Below are 20,629 nucleotides of genomic sequence, written 5' to 3'. Positions count from 1 at the left end.
ATGGTGAGATTGCATTATGTACGTATGCCTATGCCACGGAGTGACAGACAGAGACATCCGAGCAGCCGCAGATAATGGTGTTTCCTCCATGCGTCAGCTTGGTAAAGAGCTTGGCGTAGGCACCCAGTGCGGGCGTTGCGCCAGTATGGCGCGGGGCATACTGCGAGAAAGCCGCTCACCGGATTACCTGGCCCTGGCGAACATGCTGGCAAGCCCCGCCTGACCCGACTGGCCTTTATTTCCTTTCTGCAATTTTGTAATGCGCCGTAACGCGCTATCCTTGTCGGGTGACGAGAGAGTTAGTCAACCAGAGCGTTGAAGGCTCACCGAACCCGAATCAAACAGCCGGGCAGGCCTTTCGTCAGTGAAGGGAGAATGAGCCGGCTGAGATCAAGGAGTGCTGCAATGAAAGGCGACAAGAAAGTCATCCAGTATCTGAACAAAGTCCTTGCCAACGAACTGACGGCCATCAACCAGTATTTCCTGCATTCGCGCATGTACAAAGATTGGGGCATCACCAAACTCGCGGCCAAGGAATACGAAGAGTCCATCGATGAGATGAAGCACGCTGATCAGTTGATCGAGCGCATCCTGTTCCTGGAAGGCCTGCCCAACCTGCAAGATCTGAACAAGCTGATGATTGGCGAGAACGTTGAGGAAATGATCGCCTGCGACCTCAAAATCGAACACATCGCCCATGTGGATCTGAAAGAAGCCATTATCTACTGCGAAGAAGTGCAGGACTTCACCAGTCGCGAGTTGTTCCGCAGCATCCTCGATAGTGAAGAAGAACACATCGACTGGCTGGAAACCCAGCTTGAAATGATCAGCCAGATGGGCATCCAAAACTATATCCAACTTCAGTCTTCTGCATCGGAGTAAACCAGACAATGGATTTGTCCTGTTTCAAAGCCTATGACCTGCGCGGCAGTGTTCCAGAGCAGTTGAACCCGGTTCTGGCAGAGCGCATCGGGCGAGCCTACGTGGAAATCACCGGCGCCAGGAAGGTTATTGTCGGATACGACATTCGCCTCTCAAGCCACGAAATCACTGAAGCCTTGAGCTCGGGCTTGATGGCCGCAGGTGCGGATGTATTCGATATTGGCTTGTGCGGCACAGAGCACGTGTATTTTGCTACCAATCATTATGGAATGGACGGTGGCATTATGGTGACTGCCAGCCACAACCCCAAAAACCATAACGGAATGAAAATGGTTGGGCCGGGATCTCGCCCTATCAGCTCTGACAATGGTCTGAACGACATTCGCGACAGAGTGCGAGAGCCCTTTGGGGATGCGCCGATGCAAGGGCGTTATGAGCCACTGGAAGTCACCAGTGCCTACATAGATCATCTTTTGGGTTATGTAGACGCGGCTGCCCTGAAGCCCATGAAAATTGTCGTTAACGCTGGCAATGGTGGCGCTGGCTTGGTGATCGACCAACTGGAAAAGCATCTGCCTTTTGAGTTCATCAAAGTGCACCACCAGCCAGACGGCAACTTCCCTAACGGCGTACCCAATCCCATCCTCGAAGAAAACCGCGCGGCCACAGCCGACGCCGTCATCGAACACGGTGCCGCCATGGGCATCGCCTGGGACGGCGATTTCGACCGCTGCTTCTTCTTCGACGAAAACGGCCGCTTCATTGAAGGCTACTACATCGTTGGCCTGCTGGCAGATCAGTTCCTGCGCAAAACTGGCCCCGGAAAAGTCATCCACGACCCAAGGCTGATCTGGAACACCCTGGATCTGGTAGAGGCTGCTGGCGGCAAAGCCATCGAAAGCAAAACCGGCCACGCCTTCATCAAACAGCGCATGCGCGACGAAGACGCCGTATACGGCGGGGAAATGAGCGCCCACCACTACTTCCGCGACTTCGCATACTGCGACAGCGGCATGATCCCGTGGTTGCTGCTCGCCGAACGCCTGTGCCAGTCCGGTAAGCCGTTCTCATCCCTCATCGACGCCCGAATCGAAGCCTACCCGGCCAGCGGCGAAATCAACCGCACCATCGATAACCCCCCTAAGGTCATCGCTGCGATTGAAGAAAAATACGGCGCCGACGCAAAGAGCGTGAGCTATGTAGATGGCTTAAGCGTGGAATTCGACAACTGGCGCTTCAACCTGCGCATGTCCAACACCGAGCCCGTCGTTCGCTTGAACGTGGAATCCCGTGCTGACATACCACTGATGAAGGCTAAAACTGAAGAGTTGCTTGCAGAAATGGAGCGGTTGAATAAGTAGTTGCGATTGATTAAGTGGCCGTGAGAGGAAGCTAGATCGGCCACCTGATCTGGCGCTGGGATGTCGGTGGGGCGGAGGTCGGAAACTGTGCGAAGCCATGGATGGCGTAGCCGAGCGTACACGGACGTATCCACAGCGTGTTTCCGACCTCCGCCCCACCGGCAGCCCAGCCAGGCACCAAACTCAAAGCCAATCGTTCAGCATAATCCCAAGCCCGAACCGCTCAATCCGATGATTGTAGTCAATCAGACTCTCCCCATACCCATTGTAATACTGGAAGAACCCCTTAATCGTACCCCCCAACGGAAAGCTATAACCAAACTCCACCGACGTACGATTATCCGAACGCAAATTGTTCATCAGATTCAAAGAGAATGTCCGATCCTCGGCAAGCTTATAAATCACGCCGTAGTTCGCATGTCCAAGATACCGCTCGATATCCTCATTATCATCTTTACTGTCTTCAGGAATCCGATACCAGGGCTCAACAACAAATAGCCAGCGCCCACTCGTAAAGCCGGCGCTGGCTTTCACCCTGTTCCAACTCCGTGAACGGGGCTCCGACTGCCCATTAGACTGGTGATTCATCCCAATCGTCACACCACTCAGGGTTACCGCTCCCAGATTCCAGTTGGTCTGATGCCGCAAAAAAACCTCCGGCTCATAGTTGGTCTCTCGGAACGGCGCAGAATCATCCTTGTTATACACCTGCCAGAAAGAACGCTGTGTATAACCGAACCATAACGTCGTGCGGTCCTCCAGCCAGCCCGTCAGCAAAGGAACCTTGAAACTTATTTGATACTTGGCTTCCTCATTTTCGAGTTCGTAATCGTAACCTGTCGTCCCCAGTCTGGGGCTGGTTGGTGTTTGGTTGGTGTCATCCATCCAGGTAATCGGGAGGATATAAGAGGGGCGGTGGCTGATAAAACTGCCTGAAAAGGAAAACAGCGCTTTTTCTGCATTAACGCTGCGATCCACCATGTTGCCCATTACGTTTCGGTCAGGGTCATCTTCGTCTGATGCTGTACCCGTATTCTCCAGATTCTGACGGTCAGGCGCTAAATTGTCAGCGGCCTCCTCGGCTTCCTCAATCTGTTGCTCCGGTGCCGTGTCTCGTGCCATTTTGGGGTTGTTGAACGAGTCGTAGCAGGCCAGGCGCGGCACGCCTTCGTTTATCAGCGCGCAGTCTTTCGGGGAGGAAAGCCCGTGTTCTCCAGCGTGCGAATCCCCCTGTGCAACCGCCAGTGTTGGCCACAGACAGGCAAGCGCAGCTGCCTTTGAAAGCATGGCATAAGGGCGTTTGAGCATATTCGAGGTCTCTCTATGTTGCATTGAGGCTGAGCCAGGTACTGGCAATGCCGTAAACCCAAACTCCGATAAGGGTGAGGGCCAGGAGCGCAAAAACAAGCTTATGTCGGAGCTGGTTTTCGGCACTTGCTGCCACAACCCAGCGTAAATACATAAGACCAATAAAACTGATGAAAACACCAAGGCTTGCAATAGCGGGTATCAGCAGCCACGCCGGATTGATACTATGGCCGGTATCTGTCTGACTTGAGAACCAGCCCATCGATGTCAGCAACACTGCCAACGCGCTGAACTCTGTAATCAGCAGCGCCTTGCGCAGGGGATGTGGGGAGGGTTTCTCCGGGTTATTCATGGGTCGGATCCTGGAAATACTGAGTAAGCTGCAACATGGTAACCGGATGGCCAGAAAGAGTCTCCACGCTTACGTAATGGCAATATAAATGGTGGAAATCAATTTATGATTTTGCTATTCGGTTTTTTTGCCGGGATTCAGTCGCTATAATGCGGCAACCAAAGATTATAACGCTCAAAGGCGAGGTGCATTGTGAAGATGAAGAGAGTCCTGGCTGTCGTACTGCTTGGTTTTGGCATTACGGCCGGTGCCGTCATGGCAAGTGTTGATGATGAAATCCGTGCGCGCATTCAGCCAGTTGGCGAAGTGTGCCTGCAGGGTGAAGAGTGTGGCGAAGCTGCGGCAGCTACCCAGACGGCAAGCTCCGGACCTCGCTCAGGTAGCGAAGTCTATGGTGCTGTATGTCTGGCATGCCACACCACCGGCGCTGCAGGTGCACCGGTTATCGGCAACGCCGGTGACTGGGCTCCTCGTATTGACCAGGGCATGGATACTCTGATCGATCATGCCATCAATGGCTTTAATGCCATGCCAGCTAAAGGTGGCTGTGCCAGCTGTTCAGATGAAGAAATTGTTGCTGCGGTCGAGCATATAGTGGCTGAGAGTAAGTAACGTCAGCATCTTTATTACAAAAACCCCGCTCCGGCGGGGTTTTTGCGTTTTATAACCCTAAATCACCAATCAGGGCGCTTAAGGTTGCTTTGCCCTTTTTCTGGTTTGCTTCAACATCCAGATCGCCTGTGCCCTCCCAGCGCACGTCGTCCGGGGGCAGTTCATCCAGAAACCGGCTGGGAATAGTTTCGATTTTTTCGCCATATTGCCTGCGTTGGGCGGCGTAGGTCAGGGTGAGGGTTTCTTTTGCGCGGGTAATGCCCACGTACATCAGGCGTCGCTCTTCTTCTACGTTGCCTTCTTCAATGCTGGATCGGTGCGGCAGGATTTCTTCCTCCAGCCCCAGAATAAATACGTGAGGGAACTCCAGGCCCTTCGATGCGTGGAGTGTCAGCAGTTGTACTTTATCGCTGTCATCCTCTTCTTCTCGCTGCTCCATCATATCGCGTAGAATCAACTTGGTGATGGCGTCTTCTATGCCCAGCTCATCGGCTGTGCCCTTGCCGTCCTCCAGCATGCGCTGGATCGACTCCACCAGATACCAGATGTTCTCCATGCGGCGTTCGGCCTGTTTCGGCGTGCCGGAGTGCTGGTGCAACCATTCTTCATACTCGATATCCGTGAACAGCTGCTTGATAACCGGCACCGGGTTTTCGCTGTGCAGGCGCTCGCAGGTGACATCCACCCAGTGGGCAAAGCGGCGCAGACGGTCCAGTCCCTTCTCGGTTACGTGGGATTCCGCCCCCATGTCACTCAGGGATTTAAACAGGCTGACGTTGCGCGCCCGGGCGTAGTGGCTCAGCTGTTCAAGGGTGCGAGGGCCGATTTCACGCCGCGGTACATTCACTACCCGCAGGAATGCGGCGTCGTCATCCGGGTTAATCAGCAGGCGCAGGTACGACATGGCGTCCTTGATTTCGTTTTTTGAGAAAAACGATTGCCCTCCCGAAATGTGATAGGGAATCTGGTAAGCCTGCAGCTTCATTTCCAAAAGACGGGCCTGGTGGTTGCCCCGGTACAGTACGGCAAAATCCTTGAACGCCAGCCCCTTTTTCAACTTTTGGTCGACGATTTCCGTGGCCACCCTTTCGGTTTCTGCGTCTTCGTTACGGCACCGTACAATGCGGATTTCCTCGCCGATGGTGTGGTCGCTCCAAAGAGCCTTTTCAAACACGTGAGGGTTGTTGGCAATAACCGTGTTGGCAGCCCGCAAGATGCGCGATGTGGAGCGGTAGTTCTGCTCAAGCTTTACAATCTTCAGGCTCGGGAAGTCTTCCTTCAATTGCGCCAGGTTTTCTGGCCGTGCCCCACGCCAGGCGTAAATGGATTGGTCATCATCGCCAACAACGGTGAACGCCGCGCGCTCGGCAACCAGCATTCTCACCAGTTCGTACTGACAAATGTTGGTGTCCTGGTACTCGTCCACCAGCATGTAGCGTATTTTTCTGCGCCACTTGGCTAGCACCTCGGGGTTGTTTCGGAACAACTGCACGGGCAGTAAAATAAGATCGTCGAAGTCGACCGCGTTGTATGCCTTCAGGTACTCGTTATAATGCTTGTACACAATGGCAATACGCTGCTCCCGCTCATCCGCCGCTTTGCTGTAGGCTTCCGCTGGCCCCCGCAAGGCGTTTTTCCAGGACGATATGGTCATCTGAACATCGTTGAGCTCGTCGCCGGCATCGGCGCTGGCCTCCCGAAGCATCAGGTCCCGTATCAGGGCTTTGGCATCTTCTGCATCGAAAATAGAAAATCCCGGGTGGTAGCCCAGGTGGGCATGTTCCTCCCGGATCATGTTCAGTCCGAGGTTGTGGAAGGTGGAGACAATCAATCCGCGAGCCAGTTTACGGTCGACAATCCGGCTCACCCGTTCTTTCATCTCACGGGCCGCCTTGTTGGTGAAGGTAACGGCCGCAATGTGGCGCCCCGGAATGCCAAGGTGTTCAATCAGATAGGCGATTTTGCGGGTGATTACGCTGGTCTTCCCGCTGCCGGCGCCGGCCAGCACCAGCAAAGGGCCGTCGGTGTAGCGGACTGCTTCATTTTGTCGCGGGTTGAGTTTGTTCACAAATACATTGCCAGAATGGTTTGAGACGGGGGTTGTCTTACTAGGACATTAGTCTACACCAGCCAGACTTCCTGTACCTTGTCGATCTATCAGCTATTCTTTTAACAGAACAGGATTGTTGTTCACGTACCCATGGATTCTGCTTAATGACCTTGCCACTGGAAACTGTTGGCTCAGACCAGCTTCGTCTTCTGGTTCTGACACCGGATTATACCGATTTTCTCTGGCTCAACGCTTTGTTGGCGGATGAGCCTGAGATTCGTACGGATTTAACCTGGTGTCCGGAGCTTTTGGATTGTGACGATCTTATCCGCAACGCGAAGTTCGATGTTCTGGTTTGGGATGTTGCATTCCATGGTGGCCCTGAATCCTCATTTTTGCAGTATCTGGCGGTTGCCAGCGGCGATCGGCCGATATTGGCGCTGGGTGCGGAAACGTCCCGTGAGCGTGCGGCAAGCCTTATTTCTGGTGGTGCATCCGATTATTTGTGTCGTCAGGAACTTGATTCCTGGAATTTTCGCCGAGCAGTAAAATGCCTCTGGTATCAGGAGCAGTTGGCGAACTCGGCCCACAGCCTCTTGGGTCGGGGGGTAGCGAGTGGGTTCATTAACCGGGATCTGTTTTTTGACAGACTGCAGCAAGCGTTACACAGGGCTCAGCGCGGGAACCACCGGCTGGCGCTTTTGCATCTCAATATTGATGATTTTCGCAGTATTAACGAATCCTTTGGTTATCAGAAAAGCGATCAGCTGATGATCAAAGTAGCTGCCAAGGTTCGACTGGCGCTGCGTCGTGTGGATTCTCTGATGCGCATCGGCGGAGACGAACTCGCCATTATTGTTGAAAAGCTTGAAGATACTTTGGACATCACCCAGATTATTCGCAAGATTGTGCAGGTGCTGGATGAGCCAATATCAATTGATAGCCAGAGTGTAGTTGTCAGTGCCAGCCTCGGAGTGGCTACTTTTCCGGAGTCCGGAGACAGCCCCGAAAACCTCATGCGCCGGGCAAACCGGGCAATGTTTGAGGCCAAGCGGGATCCTGGTAGCAGTTACCGCTTTTACGACCGACAGCTGCACATTTCTGCCGGGTACCAACTCAGACTGGAAGCGGACCTTCGCAATGCGCTCAGGGGCGATGAGCTGGAGCTGTATTATCAGCCAAGAATCGATCTGGCCAGTAACGAGGTGCGTGGTGTTGAGTGCCTGTTGCGCTGGAACCATCCAGAGCGTGGTTTGGTCGGGCCCGACGAGTTCATTCCTGTTGCCGAGCGCAGCGGCTTGATCGTTCCGATTGGTTATTGGGTGATCGAGCAGGCCTGCAAGCGCCTGCAGGAGTCTGCAGAAATCGGGTACCCCGGTTTGGTGTTCGCGGTGAACCTTTCGTTCCGCCAGTTTCATGATAGAAAAATGACGGAAACGATATTTCGCATCATTTTTAATGCCAACGTTGACACCAGTTTGCTGGAACTGGAATTAACGGAAAGCGCAATGATGCACGACCCTGAATACGCACAACGTTGCCTGCGGGAGCTTAACCAGCTGGGTATCAGTTTCGCCCTGGATGATTTTGGCACTGGCTATTCCTCTCTCAGTAATCTTCAACACCTACCAATCTCGCTGGTCAAAATTGATAAGTCGTTTGTGCAGGATCTTGGTAGGTCTGCGGATGCCGAGCACATTATCCGTGCGATTATCAGCCTGGCTCATAGTCTCCAGATCAGTGTGGTCGCCGAAGGCGTCGAAACGGAAGGCCAGCTTGAGTTTCTGCGCCAACAGCACTGTGATGAAATACAGGGTTACTATTATGCCCGCCCCATGCCCTGGGTTGACCTTGTGCAATTCCTGAACAAGCGTGGCGAGTCCGCTTGCCTGCAACTGTAAGCCGCTGTACCTTTGCTGCTTTATCAGAAACGCATCACAGAGGTTGCATGAACAGTATCTCCAGGCGCATAGCGGACGAACTCGGCGTACGCGAGCAACAGGTTAATGCCACCGTCGCCCTGCTGGACGAAGGCTCCACCGTTCCTTTTATTGCCCGCTACCGAAAAGAGGTGACGGGTTCTCTGGATGATAGCCAGTTGCGGTCACTTGAAGAGCGCCTGCGCTATCTCCGGGAACTGGAAGATCGTCGCAGCACCATTCTCAAGAGTATTGAGGAGCAGGGTAAACTGACCGACGAACTGCGTAGCAGCATTGAAAGTGCGGATGCCAAGAACCGGCTAGAGGATCTGTACCTACCCTATAAGCCAAAACGCCGCACCAAAGCCCAGATTGCCCGGGAGGCAGGTCTGGAGCCTCTGGCCGATGCGTTATATGGCAATCCTACCCTTGAGCCGGAAGCCACAGCTGAAAGTTATATCAATGCGGATGCAGGCGTTGCAGACACCAAAGCTGCCCTCGACGGCGCCCGCTTTATCCTGATGGAGCGCTTCGCCGAGGATGCAGAGCTGTTAGGTGAGCTGCGCGATCTCATCTGGCAGCAGGGCCAGTTAAGAGTCACCGTGATTGAGGGCAAGGAAAACGAAGGTGCCAAATTCCGGGATTACTTCGATCATGTAGAGCCCTTGAAAAAAGTGCCTTCACACCGTGCTCTGGCAATACTGCGCGGTCGCAACGAAGGCATTCTTTCCTACACGCTAGCTGTAGGCGACGTGGAAGATGATCGCCGTCAACCGCACCCCGCTGAGCAACGTATTGCAGCCCGCTGGAACATCCGGGACAACGGCCGTGCCGCCGATAAATGGCTGTCAGAAGTGGTGCGCTGGACATGGCGGGTAAAGCTGTCCACACAGATCGAGACAGATCTCATGACCCAGGTACGTGAAGCGGCCGAAACCGAAGCCATCAACGTATTTGCTGCTAACCTGAAAGATTTGCTGTTGCTGGCGCCCGCTGGGCCCCGTCCGACCCTTGGCCTGGACCCAGGGTTACGCACCGGCGTTAAGGTCGCCATCATTGATGGTACTGGCCAGGTGGCAGGGCATGGGGCTATCTTCCCCCATGCGCCCAAGAACCAGTGGGACAGCTCAATCGAGAAACTCGCAGCCTGGTGTCGTGAATACAAAATTGAGTTGGTGGCCATCGGTAATGGCACAGCCTCCCGTGAGACCGAAAAGCTGGTGGGCGATCTTACCAAGCGTTACCCGGAGCTAAAACTGGCGCGCATTGTTGTGAGTGAGTCCGGAGCATCAATCTATTCTGCTTCCGAGTTTGCGTCCAAGGAATTGCCCGATCTGGATGTGACCATTCGTGGTGCTGTCTCCATTGCCCGACGGTTGCAGGACCCACTGGCCGAACTGGTGAAAATTGAACCCAAGTCAATTGGAGTTGGCCAGTATCAACACGACGTATCTCAGGTTCAGCTTTCCCGCAGCCTGGACGCAGTGGTTGAGGATTGTGTGAATGGTGTTGGCGTTGATCTGAACACAGCCTCCACACCGTTGTTGGCAAGGGTGTCGGGTCTGAATCAGACCATCGCGCAGAATATTATTGAATACCGCAACCAGAACGGCATGTTCCGTAATCGCAAGCAGTTATTGAAGGTGCCCCGGTTGGGCGCGCGCACGTTTGAACAGGCTGCAGGCTTTCTGCGCATCGCCAGCGGTGAGAATCCATTGGACCGCTCATCGGTGCACCCGGAAGCTTACGGAGTGGTTGAGAGCATTGCGGCAAAGAACAACCGGAAAGTTGATAACATTGTTGGCGATTCCGCGTTCTTGCGAGGCCTGAATCCCCAGGATTACGTAACAGATCAGTTCGGTGTGCCGACCATTCGGGATATTCTCTCCGAACTTGAAAAACCTGGCCGTGACCCGCGCCCTGAATTCCGCTCTGCAAGCTTTGAAGAAGGCGTGGAAACACTGGGCGATCTCGTACCAGGCATGATTCTGGAAGGTTCTGTTACCAACGTGACGAATTTTGGCGCGTTTGTAGACATTGGCGTCCATCAGGATGGGCTGGTGCACATATCGGCACTTTCCCATACCTTTATCAAAGACCCCCGGGAAGTCGTCAAGGCCGGGGATATTGTTAAGGTCAAGGTGATGGAGGTGGATATCCCTCGCAAGCGGATTGCACTTTCCATGCGTATGGACGACCAGCCAGGTGAAAAGGCGGAGTCGAAGCGCTCGGCGCCGGGCAAGTCAGCCAGCAACCGTGCGGGGCAGCCGGCAGGCCGACCAGCACCACAGAACCAGAATAAGGGTGCTGGTCAGAACGCCGGGCAGGGTGCCATGGGGGGCGCATTGGCTCAGGCATTTGCGTCGGCTCGTAAAGACAAGCGCTAGCTCGTTTAAAATATATCCAACAGCCGGCACCGCCCACAAGGCACCGCCGGTTGCAGCAGGAGTCAATCATGGCTGAATCCCGCCACTCTGTATTCCGCCAGTTCGCAGCCAGCGACTGGAACGGGTTTCTGAAAGGGGTAGAGAAAGAAGGTTTGCGCGTTGACCGCAACGGTTTCATCGCGCAAACACCACATCCGGAGGCCTTGGGCTCTGCGCTCACGCACCCGACCATCACAACGGACTATTCCGAAGCCTTGCTGGAGCTCATAACACCCGTTTGTAGCAGCACGTCTGAGATGATGGAGTCCCTGCGCAACACCCATCGGTTCGTACAACAGAATCTGGGAGATGAGGTTTTCTGGCCGGCCAGTATGCCCTGTGAGCTGAATGGCGATGCCAGCATCCCCATTGCCGAGTATGGCTCGTCCAATACCGGGCGGATGAAGCATGTATACCGTCAGGGGTTAGCGGTGAGGTACGGGCGGATGATGCAAAGCATCGCCGGCACTCACTACAACCTTTCGTTGCCGGACAGCTTTATGGAAATCTGGCAGCGCGCGCTGGGTGACCAGCAAAACATGAAGGACTTCAAGTCCGATCAGTATTTTTGGCTGATTCGCAATTTCCGACGTAGAAGCTGGTTGCTGATGCTTTTGTTCGGCGCCTCACCGGCCCTGGATGCGAGCTTTGTAGACGGCGTGCGTCATGAGCTGGCCAGATGCGGTGAGCGGAGCTGGTTTGGCGAGACAGCCACCTCGTTACGCATGAGTGACCTGGGTTATCACAACAACGCTCAGTCATCGTTGAATATCTGTTTCAACAAGCTCAGCACCTATACCCAGACACTGGATAGAGCCATTCATACCAATTGGCCGGCATACGAAGCGATTGGCACGCAGCGTGATGGAGAGTTTATCCAGATCAACACCAGCGTTTTGCAGATTGAGAATGAGTATTACAGCGCCGTGCGTCCCAAGCGCACTGCCCGAAGCGGAGAAAAGCCGATTCACGCGCTCGAATCCCGCGGTGTAGAGTACATTGAAGTGCGCTGCCTGGATCTCGATCCCTTCTCCCCAGTGGGTGTCAGCGAGGCCCAGGTCGACTTTCTTGATCTCTTTCTGCTGGATTGCTTGTTGTCCGAATCGCCGAAAATCAGCGATGCGGAGTGCGTCTTGCTGGATGACAACTACAAAGACGTTGTCTCCAACGGGCGTCATCATGAGCTCAAGCTGTGCCGAGCGGGTGAGCGCACGCCCGTCGGTGAAGCTGCAACAGCGATTCTTGATGGTCTTGAACCGCTGGCTGAAATACTGGATGGCTGGAACGGTGGAGATGTCTATCGCAAGGCTCTATCAGCCCAGCGAAGTGTTCTGTCGGGTGATCGCCAGGTGCCGTCTGCCCGGGTTGTTGATGCGATGCAGGCGTCTGGACTCGGCCACCGGGACTGGACAATGGACATGGCTCTCAAGCATCAGAATATGCTTCGCAAGGAAGGCATGGATGCTGGCGTAAATGCTTCATTTGTCGCCGCGGCCAAGGACTCACTGGCGCAGCAGCAACAGATTGAAGCCGCAGATACTTTGGCGTTCAGTGATTTTCTGGAGCAGTATCTGCGCTCCTGACCGGAATGGGCTATTGCTTTTGCAAAGTGCGGATTTTGCAGAATTGTAAAATCCGCGGGCCTGCTTCACAGAAGGTGTGCAAATATTTGTCACTTTCTGACGCTGGTGCTAGATTCATTAGGATTGGCTTAAGGGAGAATTGGCATGGCAAGGGATATAAAGCTCGGCTGGGATGTTGAAGCGCTGAACAAAGCCTATCGCCAGGGATATATGGCAGCGTCCATGGGAATGGACAAAACTCGCTGCCCCTATCGTGGCGAAGTTGTTGTAGCCGCCTGGGAATCTGGCTGGGAGGATGCTGGTGAGGTTGTCCGGGAAGAAAATGCCCTCGGGGATAACGGCCTGTATTCCCGGATTGCCTGAAGCGCGCTGGTTCTGTATCAGTTCACGCTTTGCGTGTACTACTTCTGTACAACAAATTCTGTAAACAGCACGCCGGTAATGGCTTCGCCGGTTTGCTGTTCTTCCAGCACCTCGTTTATTCGTGATTTGGCTTCTTCTCGCAGCGCTTGCTGGCCTTCCATCGTGGTCAGCGTGGCCGTATCTGTCTGCTCACCAAACAGCATTACAAGTTCATGGCGCAGCCGTGGCATGTGGGCTTCCACAGCAGATCGTGTTGTCTTCTGAGAGGCTCTGAGGCTCACCGCTGCTTTCAGGTAAGTCAGCTTGCTACCCGGGGTGCCAACATGGGTTACAAAGGCAGGGTCCATGGCAATATAATCCGTGGTGCCTGATTTTTCGGTGGCTTCCCCTTCCTCGTTGGTAGCTTCTTCCGCCCAGGCTGTGGAGAGTGCAAAAAGCAGTAGGGCGATACTGAATAGAGCGAATTTTGGCTGGGGTGTCATAGGCTTGCAGTTCGTTATGGTTTAGGGTTTAGTGACAAAATCAGCAGCGGTTCCGCCGGATAAGTCGAGAATAGCAGGCTGGACAGCGCATTTGTGTAAAACTGAGGAATCTTTGTGAAAGTAAGAGCAATTTTTGCACTCATTTTTGTTGTCTGCGCCGGGTTGTTGGGTGTGGCGTTTTATATGGAGCACGTAATGGGGCTTGAGCCCTGTCCCTTGTGTTGGCTCCAGCGCTTTGGCTTTATGGGCGTGGGTCTGGTGAGCTTGCTGGCGGCGTTGCATGGCCCCGGGGAAGTGGGGGTGCGTGTATACGGCTTGCTGCTGACAGTAACGGCAGGTGCCGGGCTGGGCGTGGCGGGTCGCCAGTTGTGGCTGCAGAACTTGCCTGCTGATCAGGTGCCTGCCTGTGGCCCCTCTGTGGACTATATGCTTGAGGTGCTGCCGTTTATGGAAGTCTTGTCTACGGCTCTCAAAGGCACAGGAGACTGCGCCGCCGTGGTTTGGCGCTTTCTTGGTTTGAGCATTCCCGGATGGAGTGCTGTGTTTTTTGTCCTGTTAGTCATTATGGGGCTGACGATGCTCTTCCACCGGGGGCGCGTGAAAACCTGGCTGGTGACCTGAAACGGTTGCGGCCGGTGGCCAGCATAGGGTAACTTGATCCGGACTTAACCAATATCAGCGTCAGGCCCATTGTTAGGGTTTCCAAGCGGAGAGCGGGTGTCATGTTGGAAAATTGCCGAAATGCCAGGGAACGCTGGGGTGGCGTCAGCGAGCTTATTGATCGCTGGCTAAAGGACCGCCAGGAGTTGCTGGTTCATTACTGCGATTTGTCTGCAGAAAGCGACTTCTCGCAAACCGAAGCTCTGAAACAAAAGTTTGTTCGCCTGTGCGAGGTATTGGTGGACTATGTTTCGACAGGCCATTTCGAAATATATGAGCAGCTGGTCAGGGAGGCCCGGGAGTTCAACGACGGAGGTCTGGAACTGGCAGGCAAGGTATACCCCCGCATTGAGGAAACTACAGAGGTGGCACTCAACTTCAACGATCAGTTGGGGGAGGGCGATTTATCCGAACAGGACATCACAGCCCTGTTTGAACAGCTTTCTCATCTGGGTGAAACCCTGGAGAGCCGATTTGAAATGGAGGACTTCCTGATACAGCACCTCCACACTGTGCATGCAGATAAAGTCGCATCGGTCTGAACTGTTCAGACATCTGAAGGGATTAAAAAAAGCCTCAGTAGCGCGAACGCTCTGAGGCTTTTTTGTGGCTTCAGACAAGCTGAAGCTCGGCTTTCCGTATTACTCGGAGGCAGAACCTTCTTCGTCTGCATCCGGGTTAATGGCTAGCAGCTCTACATCGAACACCAAGGTTTCGTTAGGGCCAATCGCTCGGCTTCCGCCTGGGCCGTAAGCCAGGTCAGAAGGGATGTATAGCTTGTAACGGGCACCCTCGCTCATTAGCTGCAGGCCTTCTGTCCAGCCCGGAATGACCTGGTTCAGGCCAAAGGTCACAGGCTCGCCGCGTTCACGGGAGCTGTCAAAAACCTCACCAGAGAGAAGTTCGCCGGTGTAGTGCACCTGCACCATATCGGTTGCACCAGGTTTAACGCCATTGCCTTCTTCCAGAACTTCATACTGGAGGCCGGATTCGGTTGTTTCTATGCCGTCGCGCTCAGCGTTTTGGGCAAGGAAGGCATCACCGGCTTCGCGGTTTTTCTGGGCCAGCTCTTCAATTTGCTTACCCTGCTCTTCCTGCAGAGTCTGCTGGTATTCCATCAGTGCTTGCTGGATTTCTTCACGGCTCATGCGCTTGGTTTCGTCATCGCCTGCGTGTCCATGCTGGATACCCTGAAGGAACTGATCCATTTGCAGGTTTGGCAGGTCGTTGCCCATGCGTTCGCCCAGTACCAGGCCCATGCCATAGCTAACCTTCTGATCGGTAGAGTCCAGCTTTGGATCCGCCGGAGTTTCAGGAGGAGTTGAGCAGCCGGCAACCAAGCCGGTTATCGCCAATGCAAGCAGCGTTTTCTTCATTACATCATCCTTTTGGGTTATGACGGTTTTATAGCGGAGAGGGCCGTGGCCCACGTATTGTGTTTATCAGGTGGGAAAAGGTAACGGGTTCTGAGCGCAGATTCCACTGAACATCTGTTAAGGCGCTACAGATTGTTCCTTGTCGGGGCTGTTAGATCCTTAACTTTCATTATTCACGGCGCCAGGAGGGCTAAGGGAGAAGGGTGCGCTGTAAGGAGATTGCCAGTCGGTCTCTGGGTTCGAGATTCTCGAGGGCGACCGTTGCTTGTCCATCCTTTCAATGGCCAGCGTGTTCCAGGGGCCGTGTTCTGGTGGTTGATCGGCGTAATGCCAATTGCCATCAGTATCCTGCCATTTGAATACTATGTCGGGGCCTTCAGTTGGCACTGGAGAAGGAACCAAGCCTTCAAACGCAGGCATTCCTGACTGGGTTTCTTTGGCGACAGGCTCCGATGCCTGCTCTGCTTCATTCAGACCAAAGAACATCAGCAGCATTAGCAGCCCAAGAGCCGGGAACGCCAGCCGGACAAGCCATTTGATCAGCATGGCTGTACCTCGCCCGAAGCAAAGGCGGAAAAAATATCGACCAGTGTATTGAGTCGCTGCCTGGTGCCTTCCGTTATGCCGGCTGCCGGTGCGGCCGCGGTAAGGTTGGACTGGATAAGCTCGTCACATACGTACATGTTGCGTTGTTCCAGTTTAGGGGCTTTAAAAGACTGCCAGGCTATAGCCAGTTCTATGCGCTCAGCCTCCAGCTCAAGGCTGGCCAGGTTTGTGCGCAGGGCACTATAAGCTGTCTGCGCCTTGGGCACCGACATGCGAATGGCTCGCAAGCTGCCGGTTACACGATCGCGCCACTCTGTTACCGTAGCCTCTTCAATACCGGTATATGCCCTGCCGTTGAGTGCAAGCCATCCCGCGCATAAAATTCGTGTTACGCTCCAGCCCTCATTTTGTAAGGCCAGACACGTTTCTTGCGCCAGCGAATGCTGCCAGAACGCCAATGCAAATTGCCAAAGGGGGTTGTCTGGCTCCAGGTCTGCCGGCAACGCCATGGTTTTTAACGGTAAACCCTGGTTGGCTTGAGAACGGGCTGGCATGGGCAATGAACCGACTCTGACAATTTCACGTTGATTATATGACAACATGTTAACGATAACCGATCTCAGTTTACAACGGGGTGGCGTCTGGTTGCTAGATGCTGTTGCTCTGACAGTGCAATCTGGCCAGCGTGTGGCAATTGTGGGTGCCAATGGTGCCGGTAAATCCAGTCTGTTTCAGTTATTACTGGGCCAACTGTCACCCGAGCAGGGTAGTGTGTCACTTCCTGGCGGTACCCGTATTGCCCATATGGCGCAGGAAGTTGAAGCAACAGGGCGAAGCGCGCGAGACTTCGTTCTTGATGGAGACATTGATTTGCGTCGGCTTGAGCGAGAGCTTGAACAAGCTGAAGCCCGGGGCGACGACAATGCCGTTGCGCACATTCACGGTGAGTTGGATATACATGAAGCCTGGTCTGCCGCAAGGCGCGCAGAATCCCTGTTGCGAGGCTTGGGTTTTCAGAATGAAGATGCAGACAGGCCTGTCTCCGCTTTTTCTGGTGGCTGGCGCATTCGCCTGAACCTTGCTCAGGCACTGATGCGCCCTTCAGATCTTCTGCTCCTTGATGAGCCAACCAACCACCTGGATCTGGATGCCTGCCTTTGGCTCGAAAACTGGCTGCGCCGTTATGATGGCACCCTATTGTTCATTTCCCACGACAGGGACTTTATGGACCGGGTGGCTACCCATGTGGTGCATTTTGATCAGCGCAAGCTGGAGGTGTATACGGGTAATTACTCTGGGTTCGAGCTGCAACGCGGCGAAAGGCTTGCGCAACAACAGGCAGGTTTTGAAAAGCAGCAGGCGAGAATTGCAGAGATACAGCGCTTTATTGATCGCTTTAAGGCCAAGGCCACCAAAGCCCGCCAGGCTCAAAGCCGGGTTAAATCGTTGGAGCGGATGGAGAAGATTGCCCCTGCACATATCGATTCGCCGTTCAGTTTCGAATTCCCGATGGCAGACAAAGTATCGAACCCGCTGCTATCGATAAGGCGCGGGCAGGCGGGACACGGTGACACCACCATTCTCGGCAACATTAACCTGACCCTTTTGCCGGGCAGTCGCATAGGCCTGTTGGGGCCGAACGGTGCCGGCAAATCCACCTTGATGGATGCCTTGCTTGGGCAGGGTGAACAGGGCGTTTCTAGCACTCTGCTGTCTGGTGAGCGAACCTGTGGTGAGCATTTGGCAATAGGCTACTTTGCCCAGCATCAGTTGGAATCTTTGGACCTCGATGCCAGTCCTTTTCTGCATTTGCAGCGCTTGTCGCCGCGAGCTTCCGAACAGAGCATTCGCAACTTCCTGGGTGGGTTCGATTTCCATGGAGATGAGGCCTTAAGTCCTATCCGGTCTTTCTCGGGTGGTGAAAAAGCTCGAGTTGCCCTGGCGGTAATTGCCTGGCAAAAACCTAACCTGCTTTTGTTGGATGAGCCGACCAACCACCTTGATCTGGAAATGCGCCAGGCATTAACCATGGCCCTGCAGAACTTTGAGGGCGCCATTGTGGTGGTATCCCACGACAGGCACTTGCTGCGTAATACAGTTGATGAATTCTGGTTGGTTAATGATGGCCGCGTTGTGGAGTACCAGGGCGATCTTGAAGATTACGAAAGTTGGCTGGCAGACCGCCGAAAAGACGATACTGAGGCGCCAAAGCGACAGTTGACCGGTATCCAGAATGCCGAGGATCCGCCAGGGGCTGAATCAGACATCGCAGTAGGAGAAAGTGCCGACGACAGAAAAGCCCGCAAGCGTGCAGAAGCAGCACTACGGCAGAAGCTGAGCCCATACCGCAAGCGCCAGACTGCACTGGAAAAGCAGATGGATTCCCTGAATGAGATACTAAGTAATCTCGAAACGGAGCTTGCCGATCCAGCTGTGTACGGTGATGGGTCTAAAGTCCGCTTGAAAGAGCTGTTGGCCAAACAGTCAGAGGCGAAAGGCAAGCTCGAAGATACCGAAGCGGAATGGCTGGAGGTCAGTGAAACGGTCGAGGCGATGGAAGGGGAGCTGGGAGGGTAATTCGTATCCCTCCCATCAGTCCACCAGTCTACTAGCCGCCCGCTAGCTCAAGTACAAAGTTCTGCTTGGCAAGATATTCCTGCTCGTTCATCAGATCGGCATAGGTGAGCGGGCGCTCATCAAACCAGCATTCCGGGAACGTCAGCAAAAGACCATTTTCTCTTGGCTCCAAGGTGAAGGCCGGTGGCGGCTCCAGATTTCGTGAATGCTGGATCAGCACGGCCAGTCGCACCAGAATACAGAGATGCCTCAGTCGTTCCAGATCACCAGGATCGACTCCTTCAAAAATGGACGAACTGAATTTGCGCCGATGGCCACGCACGAGAATCGCCAACTCCATTTGTGCCTGCTGGGTAAAACCTGCCAGATCGGAGTAGCGCAGAAGATAGCCACCGTGTTTGTGGTACTGGCTGTGGGAAATAGCCAAGCCAATTTCGTGAAGCCGGCAAGCCCAGCGCAGAGCCTCTTCATCGGCAAGGGTGTTCAGCCCCCAATGCTTTGCAATTTGCGCCCATGCGGCAACAGCGGTTGCTTCCACTGCAGCCCCGTGGCTCTGGTCTGCTTGATATCGCTCTTGCAGCGCTGAAATACTGCGCTCCCGCACATCTTCATGTTTGATTCTACCGGCGATTCCGTACAGGAGACCTTCCCGAAGTGCGCCGTCTGTATAGGTCATTTCCTGAATGTTCAGGGATTGGAATACACCCATAAGAATGGCAAAGCCGGCGGGGAAAATGTTTTGTCGATCAGGCCGCAGCCCCAGTTCACCCAGTTTTTCGACGCTGCCCATATCCACCAGTCGCCGACGTAACTCCTCCATGGCGCTCCAGGTTACGGTGCCATCGGTGATCTTCAGGGTTGCCAGCACGTTGCAAATGGCTTTGATTGAGCCGGATGCGCCGACAGAACTTTCCCATCCAACTGACCGAAAGCGCCGGCGAATACCCAACAGCTCCTGTTCCGCATGAGTAATGGCGTTATCCATTTGCTTGCGGGTAATCCGGCCGTCGGCAAAATACCGGTTTCGGAAAGACACGCAGCCCATGTGCAGGCTTTCCAGCTCCTGGGGTTCAAAGCGTTCACCAATAATCAGCTCGGTACTGCCGCCACCTATGTCGACCACAAGGCGCCGGCCAGCATCGTCAGACAGCGTGTGCGAGACGCCTAAATAGATAAGGCGAGCCTCCTCCCGGCCCGCAATAATCTCCGCCGGATAGCCCAGGACTTCCTCCGCCCGGGCAATAAATTGGTTGGCGTTGCGTGCCACCCTCAGGGCATTGGTGCCCACTATCTGAACGCCTTCCGGTGGTGTGCCGTTGAGGCGCTGGGCGAACCGCCGCAGGCAGTCCAGGCCGCGTTGCTGGGCTTCTTCCGTCAGGTTGTTGTTGGCATCAAGACCGTCGCCCAGCTGAACTTTTTCGCCCATTCTTTCCATGGTTCGGATTTCGCCCTGAACCAGTCGGGCCACAACCATATGGAAACTGTTCGAGCCCATATCAATGGACGCAAGCATGTCTGGTGGTGCAGCTGTGTTTTCGGCGGAAGAAGTGTCCGTCACGGTGGTCAGGATCCTTTGGTAAGAACTTGCGCGTACTATAAGCGATAATCCCGGTATATGTCAGTCAATGCACCGCTGTACGACAAGCGGAAAGATGATCAATTTGATTGAGGTCAGAAGATTGTGGATTCAAGCCGGTGGATCTACTGCTTCACATACGCGGGACCAATCGCGTAAAGTAGTCACCAAAGCATTAATCAGGAAAATTGAAATGAGCGGAAATATTGTAAATGTAACGGATGCATCTTTTGAACAGGACGTACTTCAGTCTGACGTGCCCGTGTTGGTAGATTACTGGGCGGAGTGGTGTGGACCTTGCAAAATGATTGCGCCCGTACTCGAAGAAATTGCTGACGAATACGCTGGCAAACTGAAAGTCTGCAAACTCAACATCGACGAAAACGAGCAGACCCCGCCCAAGTTCAACATCCGCGGCATCCCGACTCTGATGTTGTTTAAAAACGGCAACGTTGACGCCACCAAAGTCGGCGCACTGTCCAAATCCCAGCTTGCGGCATTCCTGGACAGCAATCTCTGATTGCATCCTGATGGCCTGAAAACCGCCCCTGGGCCA

The 20,629-nt window shown here is 54.2% G+C and carries 20 protein-coding genes; 12 read left to right on the top strand and 8 right to left on the bottom strand.

Annotated features, from left to right (window positions below):
- Window positions 1-16 precede the first annotated feature (16 nt).
- The 3 genes from AADB16_RS00755 (at window position 17) to AADB16_RS00745 (ending at window position 2,243) form a co-directional block, all read left to right on the top strand.
- Window positions 17-223, top strand: coding sequence for a bacterioferritin-associated ferredoxin (locus AADB16_RS00755; protein ID WP_298453072.1), 207 nt, complete (start codon window positions 17-19; stop codon window positions 221-223).
- Window positions 224-405: 182 nt separating this feature from the next.
- Entirely contained in the window at window positions 406-882 is a 477-nt protein-coding gene (gene bfr, locus AADB16_RS00750) for a bacterioferritin (RefSeq protein ID WP_298453070.1), read from the top strand.
- Window positions 883-890: 8 nt separating this feature from the next.
- Entirely contained in the window at window positions 891-2,243 is a 1,353-nt protein-coding gene (locus tag AADB16_RS00745) for a phosphomannomutase (protein WP_410800705.1), read from the top strand.
- Between the two features lie 183 nt (window positions 2,244-2,426).
- Here the strand turns inward: AADB16_RS00745 and AADB16_RS00740 are convergent, their stop codons facing one another.
- Together AADB16_RS00740 and AADB16_RS00735 are read right to left on the bottom strand one after the other, a co-directional pair.
- Window positions 2,427-3,551, bottom strand: a complete 1,125-nt coding sequence (locus tag AADB16_RS00740) for a phospholipase A (protein WP_410800703.1) — start codon at window positions 3,549-3,551, stop codon at window positions 2,427-2,429.
- A 13-nt stretch (window positions 3,552-3,564) separates the two neighbouring features.
- The gene (locus AADB16_RS00735; protein ID WP_298453062.1) at window positions 3,565-3,903 is read right to left on the bottom strand and encodes a hypothetical protein; all 339 of its coding nucleotides are present in this window, start codon (window positions 3,901-3,903) and stop codon (window positions 3,565-3,567) included.
- Between the two features lie 198 nt (window positions 3,904-4,101).
- Between AADB16_RS00735 and AADB16_RS00730 the strand changes: the two genes are divergently transcribed.
- Window positions 4,102-4,515, top strand: a complete 414-nt coding sequence (locus AADB16_RS00730) for a c-type cytochrome (RefSeq protein ID WP_309044958.1) — start codon at window positions 4,102-4,104, stop codon at window positions 4,513-4,515.
- Window positions 4,516-4,564: 49 nt separating this feature from the next.
- On the opposite strand, the gene rep is transcribed toward AADB16_RS00730, so the two are convergent.
- Window positions 4,565-6,583 carry a DNA helicase Rep gene (gene rep / locus AADB16_RS00725; RefSeq protein WP_410800701.1) on the bottom strand — a complete coding sequence of 673 codons (2,019 nt, stop codon included), beginning with the start codon at window positions 6,581-6,583 and terminating at the stop codon, window positions 4,565-4,567.
- A gap of 146 nt (window positions 6,584-6,729) precedes the next feature.
- On the opposite strand from rep, the gene AADB16_RS00720 reads away from it, so the two are divergent.
- The 4 genes from AADB16_RS00720 (at window position 6,730) to rmf (ending at window position 12,856) form a co-directional block, all read left to right on the top strand.
- The gene (locus AADB16_RS00720) at window positions 6,730-8,466 is read left to right on the top strand and encodes an EAL domain-containing protein (protein ID WP_410800699.1); all 1,737 of its coding nucleotides are present in this window, start codon (window positions 6,730-6,732) and stop codon (window positions 8,464-8,466) included.
- Window positions 8,467-8,513: 47 nt separating this feature from the next.
- Complete coding sequence (locus AADB16_RS00715) at window positions 8,514-10,871, top strand: Tex family protein (protein WP_410800697.1); 2,358 nt, start codon at window positions 8,514-8,516, stop codon at window positions 10,869-10,871.
- A 68-nt stretch (window positions 10,872-10,939) separates the two neighbouring features.
- Complete coding sequence (gene gshA, locus AADB16_RS00710) at window positions 10,940-12,493, top strand: glutamate--cysteine ligase (protein WP_410800695.1); 1,554 nt, start codon at window positions 10,940-10,942, stop codon at window positions 12,491-12,493.
- A gap of 144 nt (window positions 12,494-12,637) precedes the next feature.
- A complete protein-coding gene (gene rmf / locus AADB16_RS00705; RefSeq protein ID WP_309044963.1) occupies window positions 12,638-12,856 on the top strand; it encodes a ribosome modulation factor in 219 nt (72 codons plus the stop codon).
- Window positions 12,857-12,894: 38 nt separating this feature from the next.
- Here rmf and fliL read toward each other — a convergent pair whose 3' ends face one another.
- Complete coding sequence (gene fliL / locus AADB16_RS00700; protein WP_410800693.1) at window positions 12,895-13,338, bottom strand: flagellar basal body-associated protein FliL; 444 nt, start codon at window positions 13,336-13,338, stop codon at window positions 12,895-12,897.
- Window positions 13,339-13,452: 114 nt separating this feature from the next.
- Here fliL and AADB16_RS00695 point away from each other — a divergent pair, with 114 nt between their 5' ends.
- On the top strand, window positions 13,453-13,959 hold the full coding sequence (locus tag AADB16_RS00695; protein ID WP_410800691.1) for a disulfide bond formation protein B: 507 nt from the start codon (window positions 13,453-13,455) through the stop codon (window positions 13,957-13,959).
- Between the two features lie 101 nt (window positions 13,960-14,060).
- Window positions 14,061-14,540 carry a sigma D regulator gene (gene rsd, locus AADB16_RS00690; RefSeq protein WP_410800689.1) on the top strand — a complete coding sequence of 160 codons (480 nt, stop codon included), beginning with the start codon at window positions 14,061-14,063 and terminating at the stop codon, window positions 14,538-14,540.
- Between the two features lie 99 nt (window positions 14,541-14,639).
- Here rsd and AADB16_RS00685 read toward each other — a convergent pair whose 3' ends face one another.
- The 3 genes from AADB16_RS00685 to AADB16_RS00675 form a co-directional block, all read right to left on the bottom strand.
- Window positions 14,640-15,374: an FKBP-type peptidyl-prolyl cis-trans isomerase gene (locus tag AADB16_RS00685; protein WP_410800688.1), complete on the bottom strand. Its 735-nt coding sequence runs from the start codon at window positions 15,372-15,374 to the stop codon at window positions 14,640-14,642.
- A 159-nt stretch (window positions 15,375-15,533) separates the two neighbouring features.
- Complete coding sequence (locus tag AADB16_RS00680; protein WP_298453037.1) at window positions 15,534-15,920, bottom strand: DUF4124 domain-containing protein; 387 nt, start codon at window positions 15,918-15,920, stop codon at window positions 15,534-15,536.
- On the bottom strand, window positions 15,914-16,474 hold the full coding sequence (locus AADB16_RS00675) for a TIGR02444 family protein (protein ID WP_410800687.1): 561 nt from the start codon (window positions 16,472-16,474) through the stop codon (window positions 15,914-15,916). Before AADB16_RS00675 ends, AADB16_RS00680 begins: the two co-directional genes overlap by 7 nt.
- 46 nt (window positions 16,475-16,520) lie before the next feature.
- Here AADB16_RS00675 and AADB16_RS00670 point away from each other — a divergent pair, with 46 nt between their 5' ends.
- Window positions 16,521-18,497 carry an ATP-binding cassette domain-containing protein gene (locus tag AADB16_RS00670; RefSeq protein ID WP_410800685.1) on the top strand — a complete coding sequence of 659 codons (1,977 nt, stop codon included), beginning with the start codon at window positions 16,521-16,523 and terminating at the stop codon, window positions 18,495-18,497.
- Between the two features lie 31 nt (window positions 18,498-18,528).
- On the opposite strand, the gene ppx is transcribed toward AADB16_RS00670, so the two are convergent.
- Window positions 18,529-20,010 carry an exopolyphosphatase gene (gene ppx / locus AADB16_RS00665; RefSeq protein WP_410803544.1) on the bottom strand — a complete coding sequence of 494 codons (1,482 nt, stop codon included), beginning with the start codon at window positions 20,008-20,010 and terminating at the stop codon, window positions 18,529-18,531.
- A 256-nt stretch (window positions 20,011-20,266) separates the two neighbouring features.
- On the opposite strand from ppx, the gene trxA reads away from it, so the two are divergent.
- The gene (gene trxA, locus AADB16_RS00660; protein WP_100639177.1) at window positions 20,267-20,593 is read left to right on the top strand and encodes a thioredoxin TrxA; all 327 of its coding nucleotides are present in this window, start codon (window positions 20,267-20,269) and stop codon (window positions 20,591-20,593) included.
- The last annotated feature ends 36 nt before the right edge of the window (window positions 20,594-20,629 follow it).

Origin of the sequence: Marinobacter sp. KMM 10035 (assembly GCF_046537445.1) — a bacterium.
GTDB lineage: Bacteria > Pseudomonadota > Gammaproteobacteria > Pseudomonadales > Oleiphilaceae > Marinobacter > Marinobacter sediminicola.
Note: the sequence above shows the minus strand (reverse complement) of the source record. Positions and strands in the feature narration are given on the sequence as shown.

What these genes read in the sequence shown, in the direction of transcription:
- AADB16_RS00745 (WP_410800705.1), top strand. Translation starts at nt 891, where the DNA reads ATGGATTTGTCCTGTTTCAAAGCCTATGACCTGCGCGGCAGTGTTCCA.
- trxA (WP_100639177.1), top strand. Translation starts at nt 20,267, where the DNA reads ATGAGCGGAAATATTGTAAATGTAACGGATGCATCTTTTGAACAGGAC.
- AADB16_RS00685 (WP_410800688.1), bottom strand. Translation starts at nt 15,374, where the DNA reads ATGAAGAAAACGCTGCTTGCATTGGCGATAACCGGCTTGGTTGCCGGC.
- bfr (WP_298453070.1), top strand. Translation starts at nt 406, where the DNA reads ATGAAAGGCGACAAGAAAGTCATCCAGTATCTGAACAAAGTCCTTGCC.
- AADB16_RS00670 (WP_410800685.1), top strand. Translation starts at nt 16,521, where the DNA reads ATGTTAACGATAACCGATCTCAGTTTACAACGGGGTGGCGTCTGGTTG.
- AADB16_RS00675 (WP_410800687.1), bottom strand. Translation starts at nt 16,474, where the DNA reads ATGCCAGCCCGTTCTCAAGCCAACCAGGGTTTACCGTTAAAAACCATG.
- rsd (WP_410800689.1), top strand. Translation starts at nt 14,061, where the DNA reads ATGTTGGAAAATTGCCGAAATGCCAGGGAACGCTGGGGTGGCGTCAGC.
- AADB16_RS00740 (WP_410800703.1), bottom strand. Translation starts at nt 3,551, where the DNA reads ATGCTCAAACGCCCTTATGCCATGCTTTCAAAGGCAGCTGCGCTTGCC.
- ppx (WP_410803544.1), bottom strand. Translation starts at nt 20,010, where the DNA reads ATGCTTGCGTCCATTGATATGGGCTCGAACAGTTTCCATATGGTTGTG.
- gshA (WP_410800695.1), top strand. Translation starts at nt 10,940, where the DNA reads ATGGCTGAATCCCGCCACTCTGTATTCCGCCAGTTCGCAGCCAGCGAC.
- AADB16_RS00680 (WP_298453037.1), bottom strand. Translation starts at nt 15,920, where the DNA reads ATGCTGATCAAATGGCTTGTCCGGCTGGCGTTCCCGGCTCTTGGGCTG.
- AADB16_RS00735 (WP_298453062.1), bottom strand. Translation starts at nt 3,903, where the DNA reads ATGAATAACCCGGAGAAACCCTCCCCACATCCCCTGCGCAAGGCGCTG.
- AADB16_RS00720 (WP_410800699.1), top strand. Translation starts at nt 6,730, where the DNA reads ATGACCTTGCCACTGGAAACTGTTGGCTCAGACCAGCTTCGTCTTCTG.
- AADB16_RS00755 (WP_298453072.1), top strand. Translation starts at nt 17, where the DNA reads ATGTACGTATGCCTATGCCACGGAGTGACAGACAGAGACATCCGAGCA.
- fliL (WP_410800693.1), bottom strand. Translation starts at nt 13,338, where the DNA reads ATGACACCCCAGCCAAAATTCGCTCTATTCAGTATCGCCCTACTGCTT.
- AADB16_RS00715 (WP_410800697.1), top strand. Translation starts at nt 8,514, where the DNA reads ATGAACAGTATCTCCAGGCGCATAGCGGACGAACTCGGCGTACGCGAG.
- rmf (WP_309044963.1), top strand. Translation starts at nt 12,638, where the DNA reads ATGGCAAGGGATATAAAGCTCGGCTGGGATGTTGAAGCGCTGAACAAA.
- AADB16_RS00730 (WP_309044958.1), top strand. Translation starts at nt 4,102, where the DNA reads ATGAAGAGAGTCCTGGCTGTCGTACTGCTTGGTTTTGGCATTACGGCC.